The following is a 16,353-nucleotide window of genomic DNA, read 5'->3' as shown; positions in this document are numbered from 1 at the left end:
TATTCTTTGCCACGGCGAGCGTGGCAGTTGATTATGACGTCCAGATACGGAGAAAATTCCGGGTATAACTCTGAAATTTGTGACAAACCATAAACAGCCTCAGAAAGAAGGCCGTAAACCTGCACGCAACCAGGAGCGCACGCTTGAGCACCTCAACGAAAACCATTCTGACCGCCGCCCACTGGGGGCCGATACTGGTCGAAACCGATGGCGAAAATGTTCTGTCGTCCCGCGGGGCACTACCAACCCAACATCCCAACTCGTTACAGACCGTCGTTCGCGATCAGGTGCACAGCAACACGCGCGTGCGCTGGCCGATGGTGCGTAAAGGTTTTCTGGCCTCGCCGGATAAACCGCAGGGGATCCGCGGTCAGGATGAGTTTGTTCGCGTGAGCTGGGATGACGCGCTGGCGCTGATCCACGCCCAGCATAAGCGCATTCGCGACACTTACGGACCGTCGTCCATTTTTGCCGGCTCCTACGGCTGGCGTTCTAACGGCGTGCTGCACAAGGCCTCGACGCTGCTGCAGCGCTACATGAGCCTGGCGGGAGGCTATACCGGCCATCTGGGGGATTACTCCACCGGCGCGGCGCAGGCGATCATGCCGTACGTCGTAGGGGGGAACGAAGTGTACCAGCAGCAGACCAGCTGGCCGCTGGTGCTGGCGCATACCGACGTGGTAGTGCTCTGGAGCGCCAACCCGCTCAATACGCTGAAAATTGCCTGGAATGCCAGCGACGAGCAGGGCATTGGGTATTTCGACGCGCTGCGCAAAAGCGGCAAACGCATCATCTGCATTGACCCGATGCGCTCTGAAACCATGGATTTCTTCGGCGACAGCGCCGAGTGGATTGCCCCCCATATGGGCACCGACGTGGCGATGATGCTGGGGATCGCCCATACGCTGGTAGAAAACGGCTGGCACGATGTTGAATTCCTGACGCGCTGTACCACCGGCTTCGATAAATTCGCCGACTACCTGACGGGCCAATCCGATGGGGTGGCGAAAAAGGCTGAGTGGGCGGCAGATATTTGCGGCGTACCTGCGGAGAAAATCCGCGAACTGGCGGCCTTGTTCCATAAAAATACCACGATGTTAATGTCCGGCTGGGGAATGCAGCGTCAGCAGTTTGGCGAGCAAAAACACTGGATGCTGGTAACGCTTGCCGCAATGCTTGGGCAGATCGGCACGCCGGGCGGGGGTTTTGGTCTCTCCTATCACTTTGCAAACGGCGGTAACCCGACGCGTAAAGCGGCGGTGCTGGCGTCTCTGCAAGGCTCGGTGCAGGGCGGCGTGGACGCCGTGGATAAAATCCCGGTGGCGCGTATTGTTGAAGCCCTTGAAAACCCCGGCGGTTTCTATCAGCACAACGGTCTGGACCGCCACTTCCCGGACATTAAATTTGTCTGGTGGGCGGGCGGGTCGAACTTCACGCACCATCAGGATACCAACCGCCTGATCCGCGCCTGGCAGAAGCCGGAGCTGGTGGTGATTTCCGAGTGCTTCTGGACCGGCTCGGCTAAGCATGCAGATATTGTCCTGCCAGCGACCACCTCGTTTGAGCGTAACGATCTCACTATGACCGGCGACTACAGCAACCAGCATATGGTCCCGATGAAGCGCGTAGTGGCCCCGCGAGACGAAGCGCGTGATGATTTTGACGTGTTTGCTGAACTGAGCGAGCTGTGGGAAGCGGGCGGTCGCGAGCGTTTTACCGAAGGGAAAAGCGATCTGCAATGGCTGGAAACCTTCTACCAGATTGCCGGCCAGCGTGGCGCGGCGCAGGGCGTGACGCTTCCGCCATTTGCCGAATTCTGGGAAGCGAACCAGATCGTCGAGATGCCGGAGAGCGAACAGAACGCGAAGTTTGTCCGTTTTGCCGATTTCCGCCGCGACCCGGAGAGCCACCCGCTGAAAACCGAGAGCGGAAAGATCGTGATTTATAGTGAGCGCATCGCCAGCTTTGGCTATGCCGATTGCCCGCCACACCCTATGTGGCTCGAGCCGGACGAGTGGCACGGCAACGCCCAGCCGGAACAGCTGCAGGTGTTGTCAGCGCATCCCGCGCACCGCCTGCACAGCCAGCTTAACTATACGTCTCTGCGCGAGCAGTATGCGGTCGCCGGGCGAGAGCCGGTCACGCTGAATACCCTCGATGCGAAAGCCCGGGGGATTACGGACGGCGACGTGGTGCGCGTCTGGAACTCGCGCGGGCAGGTGCTGGCAGGGGCGGTGGTGAGCGACGGAATTAAACCGGGCGTGATCTGCATTCATCAGGGCGCATGGCCCGACCTTGAGCCCGCCGAGGGAGGGATCTGTAAAAACGGGGCGGTTAACGTGCTGACCAAAGATCTCCCCAGCTCGAAGCTGGGGAATGGCTGCGCAGGGAACACGGCGCTGGCCTGGGTAGAAAAATATCAGGGACCCGAGCTTACCTTAACGGCGTTTGATCCGCCTGCCAGCTCATGATCCACGTCGGGTGCTGGGTATCATCCTGCCAGGCGCTGTCTTCAATGCGAAAGCCCTGAGCATGGTAGAAATTCACCGCCCGCACATTTTTCTGATATACCTCCAGGGTTAAATGCGGGAAGCGCTGTTGAACATGGTTCAGCAGCGCGCGCCCGATGCCTTTCCCGATGCATGACGGTGCGACAAACAGCGCGCCGACAAACTGAGACTGCATCACGCTGATAAATCCGTATGGCTCGCCATCCTGTTCCCAGACCCAGGTTTCCGCCGACGGCAGGTAAACGTCCCGCACCATGGCCTCGTTCTCTTTCCAGTAACCCGGCTCGATAAACGGATGCGCTTCCGTGGTGCTTTCAAGCCACAGGCTCAGAAGCGGCGCGGTATTCTCACTTTGCCATTTGCGGATCATGATGGCCTCCCGGATGACAGAAGCAGCCGGTAACGTGGTCGTTGACCAGGCCACAGGCCTGCATAAAGGCGTAGCAGATGGTGGAACCGACAAACTTAAAGCCGCGTTTTTTCAGGGCTTTCGAGAGCGCATCCGAGGCCGGGGTGGAGGCCGGGATTTCCGCGAGCGAGGCGGCCTGTGTGACCTGCGGATCGTTGTTCACAAACGTCCAGACAAAATCTGAAAATGATTCGCCGTTTTGCTCCATTGCCAGGTAAGCGCGTGCGTTACCGATGATGGCCTGGATCTTACCGCGATGACGGATAATACCGGCGTCCTGCACCAGGCGTTCCACGTCTTCATCGGTCATTGCGGCGACAGCGACAGGATCGAACTGGTGGAAGGCGTTGCGGTAGTTTTCACGTTTCTTCAGTACCGTAATCCATGACAACCCCGCCTGCTGGCCCTCCAGACAGATCATCTCAAAGAGTTTTTTGCCATCCGTTTCCGGCACGCCCCATTCCCGATCGTGATAGTCGATATAAAGCTGATCCTGGCTCACCCAACCGCAACGTTCCATCCGTCATCTCCCTTATTGATACTGATTTCGCAAAATTTTCATTCTGACTGGCTTGACGTGTTTACTATAAAGACAATAGTTAATACAAGGGTTATAAGCTCTTCCTGAATAACGACAAATATCGCCGAATTCGGCTCTCTCTGGGGTCGCGTTGATGATGATAAAAAAAATCAGTGGTCGCCATGCTGCTTCTGGCCTGGTGGGGATTTCAGCCTGCCTGTTTTTTTGTAATACAGCGTCTGCCTGGCAACAGGAATATATCGTTTCAGACGCCCAAAATAATACGGCGGAACGCTATACATGGGACGCGGATCACCAACCGCGTTATGAGGATATTCTGGCTGAGCGTATTCAGTCTTCGCAAAACGCGCCGGGTCTTGCCCTGAATATACCGTCTGGCAGCACGCCGGAGGGGACGATGAGCGTGGGCTGGAATTTTCCGGTTTCAGCGCGTATCACCACCGGTCCGGTGGTGGCGTGGCGATACGACGGCACGGCTCCCATGATGATCAACGAGTTTGGTGATAGCGCGTCGACGCAGGCAATCACCGACCCGCTCTGGCATGCCAGCGTCAGCACGCTGGGGTGGCGCGTGAATACCCAGTACGGCGATCTTCGTCCGTGGGCGCAGATTAGCTATAACCAGCAGTTTGGTGAAAACCAGTGGAAATCGCAGTTTGGCATGCCGCAAACGCCAGCCCCTGCCCAAAACGGTAGCTGGATGGACGTCACCGTGGGAACGGATATTCCTTTTAATACGCACGTCGCGGCCTATGCGTCGCTGGCTCAGGGGGAGCACACCACCACCGGTGAGGAGTTTTTATACACCCTCGGCGTTAGCGCAAATTTCTAGAGTTGTTACTTTTTTAAACGTTACGATAACATCTCGAATACAACAACCACGGGCTTTACAGCGATAGCGGATACTAACACGCTGTCGCTTTATTCCCGGGCCAGGCCATTCATTCCCGATTCCAGGCATTTCATTCCGTTCCGCCTGCATTTCATGCCGTTTTACCCCAGGCGTATTAAGGTTTTGTTTATCGTTGTCCTCAGCGAACTTCCTTAATTTCTCTTGCAGGACGACTGCCATGAACACATCAACTTATAACCGCACGCGCTGGCTCACGCTCTTTGGCACCATCGTCACCCAGTTTGCGCTGGGGTCGGTCTATACCTGGAGCCTGTTTAACAGCGCGCTTTCCGACAAACTCGGCGCGCCGGTCAGCCAGGTTGCGTTCTCCTTTGGTCTGCTGAGCCTGGGGCTGGCGATTTCGTCTTCCGTCGCGGGCAAGCTGCAGGAGCGTTTTGGCGTGAAGCGTGTGACCATGGCGTCCGGCATTCTGCTGGGTTTAGGCTTTTTCCTGACTGCGCATTCCAGCAACCTGATGATGCTGTGGCTGAGCGCCGGCGTGCTGGTGGGTCTGGCCGATGGCGCAGGTTACCTGCTGACCCTGTCGAACTGCGTGAAGTGGTTCCCGGAGCGTAAAGGCTTAATCTCCGCGTTCGCCATCGGCTCTTATGGCCTGGGCAGTCTCGGGTTCAAATTTATCGACTCCCATCTGCTGGCGTCCGTTGGCCTCGAAAACACCTTTATGATCTGGGGCGCAATCGTGCTGGTGATGATTCTGTTCGGCGCCACGCTAATGACCGATGCGCCACAGCAGGAGGTCAAATCCGTTAACGGCGTGGTGGAGAACGACTTCACCCTCGCGCAGTCCATGCGTAAACCGCAGTACTGGATGCTGGCGGTGATGTTCCTGACGGCCTGCATGAGCGGACTGTATGTTATCGGCGTGGCGAAGGATATCGCACAGGGGATGGTGAAGCTGGATGCGGCTACGGCGGCGAATGCGGTGACGGTCATCTCCATTGCGAACCTCTCCGGTCGTCTGGTGCTCGGTATTCTGTCTGACAAAATTGCCCGCATCCGTGTGATTACGATTGGGCAGGTGGTTTCGCTGGTCGGCATGGCGGCGCTGCTGTTCGCTCCGCTGAATGAAGCCACCTTCTTTGCGGCGATTGCCTGCGTGGCCTTTAACTTCGGCGGCACGATTACCGTCTTCCCGTCACTGGTAAGCGAGTTCTTTGGCCTGAACAATCTGGCGAAAAACTACGGCGTTATCTATCTTGGCTTCGGGATCGGCAGCATCTGCGGCTCGCTGATAGCCTCTCTGTTCGGTGGGTTCTACGTGACCTTCTGCGTCATATTTGCCCTGCTGATTATCTCGCTGGCGCTCTCGACCACGATTCGCCAGCCGCAGCGTGAAGTATTCAAAGAAGCGCACGCGTAAGCAGTATGAAAGAGGCCTCTGTGGCCTCTTTTTTCTTTATGCGAGACGCTTCCCGTCTCGATATTTTGTAAAAATTTATACCGATCACACTCTCTGCTGCCACTTTTCTCTCCCGCTGTGGTCTACTTATCGCGCTTGTAGACGTTTCTAATAACGCTTCCTTACGCATTTACGTACTCTGTCCGCTTTCTCTTTGAGATTCGTCGGGTTTTTATACCCCTTCCCCCAGGGTTGTTTGCATGAAATACATTAGGTCTCTTACCCAGCAAAGATTGTGTCTGATGCTGGCTGTCTATATCGGATTATTTCTGAATGGCGCGGTACTGTTCAGAAGAGTGGAAGGTTATTTTGAACACCTTACCGTGAGTAATGGTATTTTTGCCGCCATTGAAGTGTTCGGCTCCGTCCTCGCTACCTTCTTCCTCTTACGCCTGCTGTCCCTTTTTGGCCGACGTACCTGGCAAATTTTGGCCTCGCTGGTGGTGATTATTTCCGCCGCCGCAAGCTATTACATGACCTTTATGAACGTGGTCATTGGGTACGGTATCGTTGCCTCGGTGATGACCACGGATATCGATCTCTCGAAAGAGGTGGTAGGGAAAGGCTTTATCGTCTGGACGGTTTTAACCTGTCTGATACCGCTGTTCTTTATCTGGAACAATACGTGCCGCTATACGCTGTTACGCCAGCTGCGCACGCGTGGACAGCGGATCCGCAATATCGTCGTTGTCCTGCTGGCCGGACTGCTGGTATGGGCGCCAATCCGCCTGATGGAAACGCAGCAAAAACGCGTCGAAAAAGCGACGGGCGTGGATATGCCAAGCTATGGCGGCGTGGTGGCAAACTCCTATTTGCCGTCTAACTGGCTGTCAGCGTTAGGTCTGTATGCCTGGGCGCAGGCGGACGAATCCAGTGATGTGAAATCGCTGATCAATCCAACGAAACAATTCACCTACCAGCCGCCAGCCGACGGGATTGATGATACGTACGTCGTCTTTGTTATCGGCGAAACGACGCGCTGGGATCATATGGGCATTCTCGGCTATAACCGGGACACCACGCCAAAGCTGGCGCAGGAGAAAAACCTGGTGGCTTACCGTGGCTACTCCTGCGATACCGCAACGAAGCTCTCGCTACGCTGTATGTTTGTGCGTGAAGGCGGTGCAAGCGATAACCCGCAACGCACGCTGAAAGAGCAGAACGTGTTTGCCGTGCTGAAGCAGCTTGGGTTTAGCTCTGACCTGTTCGCCATGCAAAGTGAGATGTGGTTCTACACCAACACGCTGGCAGATAACATTGCGTACCGCGAGCAGATTGGCGCCGAACCGCGTAACCGCGGTAAAAACGTCGACGACATGCTGCTGCTGGAAGAGATGTCGCAGTCCCTCAAGAACCATCCGCAGGGCAAGCATCTGGTTATTCTGCATACCAAAGGGTCCCATTACAGCTACTACCAGCGCTACACCCGTGATTTTGCGAAGTGGCAGCCAGAGTGCGTGGGCATTAATAAAGACTGCAGCAAGCAGGAGCTGATCAACGCCTACGACAACTCGGTGCTGTACGTGGATACCTTCCTGAGCCGGGTGATCGACCAGCTGCGCGATAAAAAAGCGATTGTGATTTACGCGGCAGACCACGGTGAATCCATCAACGAGAAAGAGCACCTGCACGGTACGCCGCGCAAGCTGGCACCGCCGGAGCAGTTCCGCGTGCCGATGATCATGTGGATGTCGGATAAGTATCTTGAAAATCCGGAGAAGGCGAAGATGTTTGCTCAGCTGAAAAAAGAGGCGGATATGAAGGTGCCTCGTCGTCACGTTGAGCTGTACGACACCATTATGGGTTGTCTCGGCTATACCTCACCGAATGGTGGGATTAACGAAAACAACAACTGGTGTAAAGTCCCTGATAACAGCGTAAAAGCCGCGCAGTAGCTGCCCTGGCGAGAATATCGCCAGTTGAATGGCTTTTTGAAAATAAGGGATTGACGGGGGCGCACCTCAGCAGTAAGATGCGCTCCGCATTCGGCGAGTAGCGCAGCTTGGTAGCGCAACTGGTTTGGGACCAGTGGGTCGGAGGTTCGAATCCTCTCTCGCCGACCACATTCTGAAAAGGGCTAACCGCAAGGTTAGCCCTTTTTGCATTATGATCTTATCCCGTCAGAGTATCCAAAACGCCCCTTAGGCCTGCTTCTCCCTGCCTGTTAACGATTTTGTGACATAATCCATTGTATTTTTTTATATATAGATTGATCTTTTTTCGCGTTGCTTATGGATAACCTCAGCATTTTTCGCTGTGCGTTTTAACGTTCGCGGTATTTAGTGCTCAGATAATCACCATTCTGCAAGAAAATTTACCCATTCTGAATAAAAGTTAATCACTGATTGTTGCGAAATATGAAGAGACTTGTGCTGCAAGATAGCGAGTAGCATAAATTTCCCTGCTGAAAACTGGCATGCATAGTTTTTTTAATCTTTGTTTGCGGTTTCTCACACTCAGCGTAAATCCCCGTCACCTGTATTGACGTTTTCACATTCTGTTGACAGATTGTAGGGCATGAGGGGCATTTCAGGGACGATCTGCGCTGCAACTCAAACGCTCTTCTGAAAGGATTCTCCATCCCTTTAAAGCCTTCGGGCATCACCGACCGGACCGGGTAAAAAATAAATAAAGGTCTGGCGGCGTAACACAACAAAGCAAAACATCACATTGGAGCAGAATAATGAGTATTTCCTTGAAGAAGTCAGGGATGCTGAAGCTTGGTCTGAGCCTGGTGGCTATGACCGTGGCAGCAAGCGTACAGGCAAAAAACCTGGTTTACTGTTCTGAAGGCTCGCCGGAAGGCTTTAACCCACAGCTCTTTACCTCTGGTACGACTTACGACGCAAGCTCTGTACCGATCTATAACCGTCTGGTTGAATTCAAAACCGGTACCACGGAAGTGATTCCGGGTCTGGCCGAGAAGTGGGACGTCAGCGAAGACGGTAAAACCTATACCTTCCACCTGCGCCAGGGCGTGAAGTGGCAGGACAGCAAAGAATTCAAACCAACGCGCGACTTTAACGCCGACGACGTTGTGTTCTCCTTCGACCGTCAGAAAAACGCTCAGAACCCGTACCACAAAGTGTCTGGCGGCAGCTATGAATACTTCGAAGGGATGGGTCTGCCAGACCTGATCGCTGAAGTGAAAAAAGTCGACGATAAAACGGTTCAGTTCGTGCTGACGCGTCCGGAAGCGCCATTCCTGGCTGACCTGGCCATGGACTTCGCTTCAATTCTGTCCAAAGAGTACGCGGACAACATGCTGAAAGCCGGTACGCCGGAAAAAGTCGACCTGAACCCAATCGGTACCGGTCCATTCCAGCTGCTGCAGTACCAGAAAGACTCCCGCATTCTGTATAAAGCGTTCGAAGGCTATTGGGGCACCAAGCCGCAGATCGACCGTCTGGTCTTCTCCATCACGCCTGATGCGTCAGTGCGTTATGCAAAACTGCAGAAAAACGAATGCCAGGTAATGCCGTACCCGAACCCGGCTGACATCGCCCGCATGAAGCAGGACAAGAACATCAACCTGCTGGAGCAGGCTGGCCTGAACGTGGGCTATCTCTCCTTCAACACCGAGAAGAAACCGTTTGATGACGTGAAAGTGCGTCAGGCGCTGACCTACGCGGTGAACAAAGAAGCGATCATCAAGGCGGTTTACCAGGGCGCTGGCGTTGCTGCCAAAAACCTGATCCCACCAACCATGTGGGGTTATAACGACGACGTTAAAGACTACACCTACGATCCTGAGAAAGCGAAAGCGCTGCTGAAAGAAGCGGGCCAGGATAAAGGCTTTATCGTTGAGCTGTGGGCGATGCCGGTACAGCGTCCGTACAACCCGAACGCACGCCGTATGGCGGAAATGGTTCAGGCTGACTGGGCTAAAGTTGGCGTTCAGGCCAAGATTGTGACCTACGAGTGGGGCGAGTACCTGAAGCGCGCCAAAGCGGGTGAGCACCAGGCGGTAATGATGGGCTGGACCGGTGATAACGGGGATCCGGACAACTTCTTCGCCACCCTGTTCAGCTGCGCGGCGGCGAAAGACGGTTCTAACTACTCTCGCTGGTGCTACAAGCCGTTTGAAGACCTGATCCAGCCGGCGCGTGCGACCGACGATCACAACAAACGTATTGAACTGTACAAGCAGGCTCAGGTTGTTATGCACGATCAGGCTCCGGCGCTGATTGTTGCTCACTCCACCGTGTACGAGCCAGTGCGTAAAGAAGTGAAGGGCTACGTGGTTGATCCACTGGGCAAACACCACTTCGAAAACGTATCTGTTGAATAATAAGTAGGGTGTTCTCCCTCTCCCTCTGGGAGAGGGCAGGGGTGAGGGGATGCATGCACGCCCTTCACCCTAACCCTCTCCCGCCAGGAGAGGGAATTTACATTTGTGAGCAATACAGACGTCACGCCACTGGTCGTGCGTCATCAGAGAGAATCCGGGTTATGTTGCAGTTCATCCTCCGACGTCTGGGACTTGTTATCCCCACGTTTATCGGTATCACCCTTCTCACTTTTGCCTTCGTCCATATGATCCCCGGCGACCCGGTAATGATTATGGCGGGCGAGCGTGGTATTTCCCCTGAGCGCCATGCACAGCTGCTGGCGGAACTCGGTCTCGATAAGCCGATGTGGCAGCAGTACCTCCACTATATCTGGGGCGTGTTGCACGGTGATTTAGGGATTTCGCTGAAAAGCCGTCTTCCGGTGTGGGACGAGTTCGTGCCGCGTTTTAAAGCGACGCTGGAGCTTGGCGTCTGCGCCATGATTTTCGCCACTGCGGTGGGTATTCCTGTCGGGGTACTGGCTGCCGTCAAGCGTGGCTCTATTTTTGACCACACCGCCGTGGGCCTGGCGCTGACCGGCTACTCCATGCCTATCTTCTGGTGGGGCATGATGCTGATCATGCTGGTATCGGTGCAGCTTAACCTGACACCGGTCTCCGGGCGCGTCAGCGATATGGTCTTCCTGGATGATAGCAACCCGCTCACCGGCTTTATGCTGATTGATACGGCTATCTGGGGCGAAGAGGGCAACTTCATTGATGCCGTGGCGCACATGATCCTGCCTGCCATGGTGCTGGGCACCATTCCTCTGGCGGTGATCGTGCGTATGACCCGTTCATCGATGCTGGAAGTGCTGGGTGAGGATTATATCCGCACCGCGCGCGCCAAGGGCCTGACGCGTATGCGCGTCATCATCGTTCACGCGCTGCGTAATGCCATGCTGCCGGTGGTGACCGTTATCGGTCTCCAGGTGGGGACGTTGCTGGCGGGGGCGATCCTGACCGAAACCATCTTCTCCTGGCCGGGTCTTGGACGCTGGCTGATTGATGCGCTGCAACGCCGTGACTATCCGGTTGTGCAGGGCGGTGTACTGCTGGTCGCGACGATGATTATCCTCGTCAACCTGCTGGTCGATTTGCTGTACGGCGTGGTGAACCCGCGTATTCGTCATAAGAAGTAAGGGACCATCATGTCACAAGTCACTCAAAATAAAGTGGTCGCTGCACCGGTTCCTATGACGCCGCTGCAGGAGTTCTGGCACTACTTCAAGCGCAATAAAGGCGCGGTGGTAGGGCTGGTGTATGTCGTAATCATGATCCTGATCGCGGTGTTTGCGAACTTCCTCGCACCGTATAACCCGGCGGACCAGTTCCGCGATGCGCTGCTCGCCCCGCCTGCGTGGCAGGACGGCGGCAGCCTGGCGCACCTGCTGGGTACCGATGACGTGGGCCGCGACGTGCTGTCGCGTCTGATGTACGGCGCGCGCCTGTCGCTGCTGGTCGGCTGTCTCGTTGTTGTGCTGTCGCTGATCATGGGCGTCGTCCTCGGCCTGGTTGCCGGTTACTTCGGCGGCATCGTTGATAACATCATCATGCGTATCGTCGACATCATGCTGGCGCTGCCAAGCCTGCTGCTGGCGCTGGTGCTGGTGGCAATCTTCGGCCCGTCGATAGGCAATGCCGCGCTGGCATTGACCTTCGTGGCGCTCCCTCACTACGTGCGTTTAACCCGTGCGGCGGTGCTGGTGGAAGTGAACCGCGATTACGTCACCGCCTCTCGCGTGGCGGGTGCCGGTGCGATGCGCCAGATGTTCGTGAATATCTTCCCTAACTGCCTGGCGCCGCTGATTGTTCAGGCGTCGCTCGGTTTCTCTAACGCCATTCTTGATATGGCCGCTCTTGGCTTCCTGGGCATGGGTGCGCAGCCGCCAACACCGGAGTGGGGCACCATGCTCTCCGACGTGTTGCAGTTCGCACAAAGCGCCTGGTGGGTTGTCACCTTCCCGGGTCTGGCAATCCTGCTGACGGTGCTGGCATTTAACCTGATGGGTGATGGCCTGCGTGATGCGCTTGATCCCAAACTGAAGCAGTAAGAGGCACGAGATGGCGTTATTAAATGTAGATAAATTATCGGTGCACTTCGGCGACGAAGGCACCCCGTTTCGCGCCGTGGACCGCATCAGCTACAGCGTAAATCAGGGCGAAGTGGTTGGCATTGTCGGGGAGTCCGGTTCCGGTAAGTCAGTGAGCTCACTGGCGATCATGGGGCTGATTGATTACCCGGGCCGCGTGATGGCGGAAAACCTGCAGTTCAACGGTCAGGATCTGAAGCGTATTTCTGAAAAACAGCGCCGCCAGCTGGTGGGCGCCGAAGTGGCGATGATTTTCCAGGATCCAATGACCAGCCTGAACCCTTGCTACACCGTTGGTTTCCAGATTATGGAAGCGATTAAGGTGCATCAGGGCGGGAATAAGAAAACCCGTCGTCAGCGCGCGATCGACCTGCTGAACCAGGTGGGGATTCCTGACCCGGCATCACGTCTGGACGTTTACCCGCACCAGCTCTCCGGTGGGATGAGCCAGCGCGTGATGATCGCGATGGCGATTGCCTGTCGACCAAAACTGCTGATTGCGGATGAACCGACGACGGCGCTGGATGTGACCATTCAGGCGCAAATCATCGAACTGCTGCTGGAGCTGCAGCAGAAAGAGAATATGGCGCTGGTGCTGATTACGCACGATCTGGCGTTGGTGGCCGAAGCCGCGCACAAAATCATCGTGATGTATGCCGGCCAGGTGGTCGAGACCGGGAATTCACACGATATTTTCCGCGCGCCGCGTCATCCGTATACCCAGGCGCTTTTACGCGCGCTGCCGGAGTTTGCTCAGGACAAAGCGCGTCTGGCATCGCTGCCGGGTGTGGTACCGGGTAAATATGACCGTCCGCAGGGCTGTCTGCTCAATCCGCGCTGCCCGTATGCAACGGACAAATGCCGGGCAGAAGAGCCAGAGCTGAACCAGCTTGCTGACGGCCGTCAGTCGAAATGCCACTACCCACTCGATGATGCCGGGAGGCCAACACTATGAGTACGCAACAGGCCACCACGCAACAACCGTTGTTGCAGGCCATCGATCTGAAAAAATACTACCCGGTGAAGAAGGGGCTGTTTGCCCCTGAACGCCTGGTGAAAGCGCTGGACGGCGTCTCCTTTAACCTCGAACGCGGTAAAACGCTGGCGGTGGTGGGGGAGTCAGGCTGCGGCAAATCCACGCTGGGCCGTCTGCTGACGATGATTGAAGTGCCGACCGGCGGGGAGCTCTATTATCAGGGGCAGGATCTGCTCAAGCACGATCCGCAGGCGCAGAAGCTGCGCCGCCAGAAAATCCAGATTGTGTTCCAGAACCCGTACGGTTCTTTGAACCCGCGTAAAAAAGTGGGGCAGATTCTGGAAGAGCCGCTGCTGATCAACAGTAATCTGAGCAAAGAGCAGCGCCGTGAAAAAGCGCTGGCGATGATGGCGAAGGTCGGCCTCAAAACTGAGCATTATGACCGCTATCCGCACATGTTCTCCGGGGGCCAGCGTCAGCGTATCGCTATCGCCCGCGGGCTGATGCTCGATCCGGACGTGGTGATTGCCGATGAGCCGGTCTCCGCGCTCGACGTATCCGTGCGTGCGCAGGTGCTGAACCTGATGATGGATCTCCAGCAGGAGCTGGGGCTCTCTTACGTGTTCATCTCCCACGACCTGTCGGTGGTGGAGCATATTGCCGATGAAGTGATGGTGATGTACCTGGGGCGCTGCGTGGAGAAGGGGACTAAAGACCAGATCTTTAATAACCCTCGTCACCCGTATACCCAGGCGCTGCTGTCTGCGACGCCGCGTCTGAACCCGGACGATCGTCGTGAGCGTATTAAGCTGACGGGGGAACTGCCAAGCCCGCTGAATCCGCCTCCGGGATGTGCATTCAACGCCCGCTGCAGTCGCCGCTTTGGCCCATGTACCCAGCTCCAGCCGCAGCTGAAGGATTATGGCGGCCAGCTGGTTGCCTGCTTCGCGGTCGATCAGGATGAAAATGGCGAGAAGCCACAGGCATAACGAAAAAAACCGGCGATAAGCCGGTTTTTTTATGTCTGCTTGATTATTTCCGCAGGCGAATCTGGTCGACGGCGTGCTTTTCGCTCTTGGTGAGGATCAGGCTCGCGCGCTCGCGCGTCGGCAGGATGTTCTCTTTGAGGTTCACGTAGTTGATCTCATTCCACAGCCCCGTCGCCACGCCGATCGCTTCCTCTTCAGAAAGCTGAGCATAGTGGTGGAAATAGGAATCCGGGTCAGTGAACGCCCCCTCGCGGAACTTCAGGAAGCGGTTGATGTACCAGTTTTGCAGCAGGTCTTCCGGCGCATCGACATAAATAGAGAAATCGACGAAATCCGAGACGAATACGTGATGCGGGTCGTGAGGATAGTCCATCCCGCTTTGCAGCACGTTCAGACCTTCCAGAATCAGGATGTCCGGCTGGACCACGGTTTTATCCCCACCCGGGATGCGATCGTAGATCAGGTGCGAATAGACTGGCGCAGTCACGTGCGGCACGCCGGATTTCAGGTCAGAGACAAATTTCACCAGACGGTGCATATCATAAGAAAGCGGGAAACCTTTCTTCTTCATTAGCCCACGTTCTTTTAACACCTCGTTCGGGTGCAGGAAGCCGTCGGTGGTGATCAGCTCCACGCTGCGGTGTTCCGGCCAGCGGCTTAACAGCGCCTGCAGGACGCGCGCGGTGGTACTTTTACCCACGGCCACGCTGCCTGCGATACTAATGATATAAGGAATGCGTTGACCGTTCGTCCCGAGAAACTGCTCCAGCACGGCCTGACGACGCAGGTTCGAGCTGATATAGAAGTTAAGCAAGCGAGAGAGGGGGAGATAAATTTCTGCCACCTCTTCCAGGGACAGATCTTCGTTTATCCCTTTTAACCGTGCGATTTCACCTTCCGTCAGCGTCATAGGGACGGAATCACGCAGGGCAGCCCACTGGCTGCGGTTAAAGTGAAGATAAGGCGTCATTAACGTTTGCTCTTTTTTGCTCATAAGCATGCTTCAGTGAGCCAGCATCACACTGCCGGATCGTGGCTCATCACACAGTTAATTTTGGACAATGGGCAGGAGGTTAACACCAGATGACGGGAATAATAAGAAAAAAGATGGAAAGCGCTGCGTTACGCGGAAGCCGTCACGCTACGGTGAATACGGTGCAAATCACGATGATATGTTGAATATTTGACCTCAAATGACTATTTTTACAGCGTCCGATACGCTGTTCGCATAAAATGTGAGCGAAAGAACGTTTTATGCAAATTTTTAGTTGCATGACCGCGCAGGTATCCATAGAATGCGCGCTACTTGATGCCGACTTAGCTCAGTAGGTAGAGCAACTGACTTGTAATCAGTAGGTCACCAGTTCGATTCCGGTAGTCGGCACCATCAAGTCCGGTGGGGTTCCCGAGCGGCCAAAGGGAGCAGACTGTAAATCTGCCGTCACAGACTTCGAAGGTTCGAATCCTTCCCCCACCACCACTTTCTGGCAGCGTAAATGCCGCCGGAGCTGGTTGGAAAAATTAGCCAGCTCAAACTGAAAAAGAGAGAAATCTCTTTTTTTGTTACAGAAAGAACTGGGTAGCCGAGTTTCAGGATGCGGGCATCGTATAATGGCTATTACCTCAGCCTTCCAAGCTGATGATGCGGGTTCGATTCCCGCTGCCCGCTCCAATACGTGCTGATATGGCTCAGTTGGTAGAGCGCACCCTTGGTAAGGGTGAGGTCCCCAGTTCGACTCTGGGTATCAGCACCACTTCACTTCTCCTTCCCGTTTCTCTCTGTTTCAATTTTACTGTATTCAACAATTCAGGCATTTCGCCTGGTTGATGTGGTGATATCACCGATTTATCCGTGTCTTAGAGGGACAATCGATGTCTAAAGAAAAGTTTGAACGTACAAAACCGCACGTTAACGTCGGTACTATCGGCCACGTTGACCATGGTAAAACAACGCTGACCGCTGCAATCACTACCGTTCTGGCAAAAACCTACGGTGGTTCTGCTCGTGCATTCGACCAGATCGATAACGCACCAGAAGAAAAAGCTCGTGGTATCACCATCAACACCTCTCACGTTGAGTACGACACCCCGACTCGCCACTACGCACACGTAGACTGCCCAGGCCACGCCGACTATGTTAAAAACATGATCACCGGTGCTGCGCAGATGGACGGCGCGATCCTGGTTGTTGCT

13 protein-coding genes and 5 tRNA genes are annotated in these 16,353 nt (G+C 55.3%); 15 read left to right on the top strand and 3 right to left on the bottom strand.

What is annotated here, in order from left to right; genetic code table 11:
• The first annotated feature begins 143 nt into the window (after positions 1 to 143).
• Positions 144 to 2,471: a molybdopterin guanine dinucleotide-containing S/N-oxide reductase gene (locus USF70_RS17725; protein ID WP_320735865.1), complete on the top strand. Its 2,328-nt coding sequence runs from the start codon at positions 144 to 146 to the stop codon at positions 2,469 to 2,471.
• Here USF70_RS17725 and USF70_RS17720 read toward each other — a convergent pair.
• Both USF70_RS17720 and tag read right to left on the bottom strand, forming a co-directional pair.
• On the bottom strand, positions 2,434 to 2,880 hold the full coding sequence (locus USF70_RS17720) for an N-acetyltransferase (protein WP_032661790.1): 447 nt from the start codon (positions 2,878 to 2,880) through the stop codon (positions 2,434 to 2,436). The two genes, USF70_RS17725 and USF70_RS17720, sit on opposite strands and share 38 nt — an antisense overlap.
• Positions 2,858 to 3,439 (bottom strand): DNA-3-methyladenine glycosylase I, encoded by a 582-nt coding sequence (gene tag, locus USF70_RS17715; protein ID WP_039261185.1) that lies wholly within the window; start codon positions 3,437 to 3,439, stop codon positions 2,858 to 2,860. The genes USF70_RS17720 and tag overlap by 23 nt, the downstream gene beginning before the upstream one ends.
• Before the next feature lie 154 nt (positions 3,440 to 3,593).
• Between tag and USF70_RS17710 the strand changes: the two genes are divergently transcribed.
• From USF70_RS17710 to dppF, 9 genes are all read left to right on the top strand, one after another.
• A complete protein-coding gene (locus tag USF70_RS17710) occupies positions 3,594 to 4,292 on the top strand; it encodes an autotransporter domain-containing protein (RefSeq protein WP_047059768.1) in 699 nt (232 codons plus the stop codon).
• Between the two features lie 238 nt (positions 4,293 to 4,530).
• Positions 4,531 to 5,733, top strand: coding sequence for an MFS transporter (locus USF70_RS17705; RefSeq protein WP_033146995.1), 1,203 nt, complete (start codon positions 4,531 to 4,533; stop codon positions 5,731 to 5,733).
• A 239-nt stretch (positions 5,734 to 5,972) separates the two neighbouring features.
• Positions 5,973 to 7,667, top strand: a complete 1,695-nt coding sequence (gene eptB, locus USF70_RS17700; protein WP_320735864.1) for a kdo(2)-lipid A phosphoethanolamine 7''-transferase — start codon at positions 5,973 to 5,975, stop codon at positions 7,665 to 7,667.
• Between the two features lie 91 nt (positions 7,668 to 7,758).
• Positions 7,759 to 7,835, top strand: a tRNA-Pro gene (locus tag USF70_RS17695).
• Positions 7,836 to 8,455: 620 nt separating this feature from the next.
• The gene (gene dppA / locus USF70_RS17690; protein WP_320735863.1) at positions 8,456 to 10,063 is read left to right on the top strand and encodes a dipeptide ABC transporter periplasmic-binding protein DppA; all 1,608 of its coding nucleotides are present in this window, start codon (positions 8,456 to 8,458) and stop codon (positions 10,061 to 10,063) included.
• A gap of 161 nt (positions 10,064 to 10,224) precedes the next feature.
• Complete coding sequence (gene dppB / locus USF70_RS17685; RefSeq protein ID WP_023334097.1) at positions 10,225 to 11,244, top strand: dipeptide ABC transporter permease DppB; 1,020 nt, start codon at positions 10,225 to 10,227, stop codon at positions 11,242 to 11,244.
• 9 nt (positions 11,245 to 11,253) lie between these two features.
• Positions 11,254 to 12,156, top strand: coding sequence for a dipeptide ABC transporter permease DppC (dppC, locus tag USF70_RS17680; RefSeq protein WP_023309963.1), 903 nt, complete (start codon positions 11,254 to 11,256; stop codon positions 12,154 to 12,156).
• A 10-nt stretch (positions 12,157 to 12,166) separates the two neighbouring features.
• The gene (gene dppD / locus USF70_RS17675) at positions 12,167 to 13,150 is read left to right on the top strand and encodes a dipeptide ABC transporter ATP-binding protein (RefSeq protein ID WP_008502772.1); all 984 of its coding nucleotides are present in this window, start codon (positions 12,167 to 12,169) and stop codon (positions 13,148 to 13,150) included.
• Positions 13,147 to 14,160: a dipeptide ABC transporter ATP-binding subunit DppF gene (gene dppF, locus USF70_RS17670; RefSeq protein WP_023309965.1), complete on the top strand. Its 1,014-nt coding sequence runs from the start codon at positions 13,147 to 13,149 to the stop codon at positions 14,158 to 14,160. Before dppD ends, dppF begins: the two co-directional genes overlap by 4 nt.
• A gap of 43 nt (positions 14,161 to 14,203) precedes the next feature.
• On the opposite strand, the gene coaA is transcribed toward dppF, so the two are convergent.
• Positions 14,204 to 15,154, bottom strand: coding sequence for a type I pantothenate kinase (gene coaA / locus USF70_RS17665; protein WP_032668002.1), 951 nt, complete (start codon positions 15,152 to 15,154; stop codon positions 14,204 to 14,206).
• 317 nt (positions 15,155 to 15,471) lie between these two features.
• On the opposite strand from coaA, the gene USF70_RS17660 reads away from it, so the two are divergent.
• From USF70_RS17660 to USF70_RS17640, 5 genes are all read left to right on the top strand, one after another.
• Positions 15,472 to 15,547, top strand: a tRNA-Thr gene (locus USF70_RS17660).
• An 8-nt stretch (positions 15,548 to 15,555) separates the two neighbouring features.
• A tRNA-Tyr gene (locus tag USF70_RS17655) sits at positions 15,556 to 15,640 on the top strand.
• A gap of 117 nt (positions 15,641 to 15,757) precedes the next feature.
• Positions 15,758 to 15,832: transfer RNA gene (locus tag USF70_RS17650), tRNA-Gly, on the top strand.
• A gap of 6 nt (positions 15,833 to 15,838) precedes the next feature.
• Positions 15,839 to 15,914: transfer RNA gene (locus USF70_RS17645), tRNA-Thr, on the top strand.
• Positions 15,915 to 16,032: 118 nt separating this feature from the next.
• Positions 16,033 to 16,353 (top strand): GTP-binding protein (locus USF70_RS17640; protein ID WP_040176433.1); only part of this gene is annotated, 321 nt, incomplete at its 3' end.

It is taken from the genome of Enterobacter sp. 237C8 (assembly GCF_034106865.1).
Classification (GTDB): domain Bacteria; phylum Pseudomonadota; class Gammaproteobacteria; order Enterobacterales; family Enterobacteriaceae; genus Enterobacter; species Enterobacter asburiae_B.
This window is presented reverse-complemented; position numbering and strand designations above follow the sequence as displayed.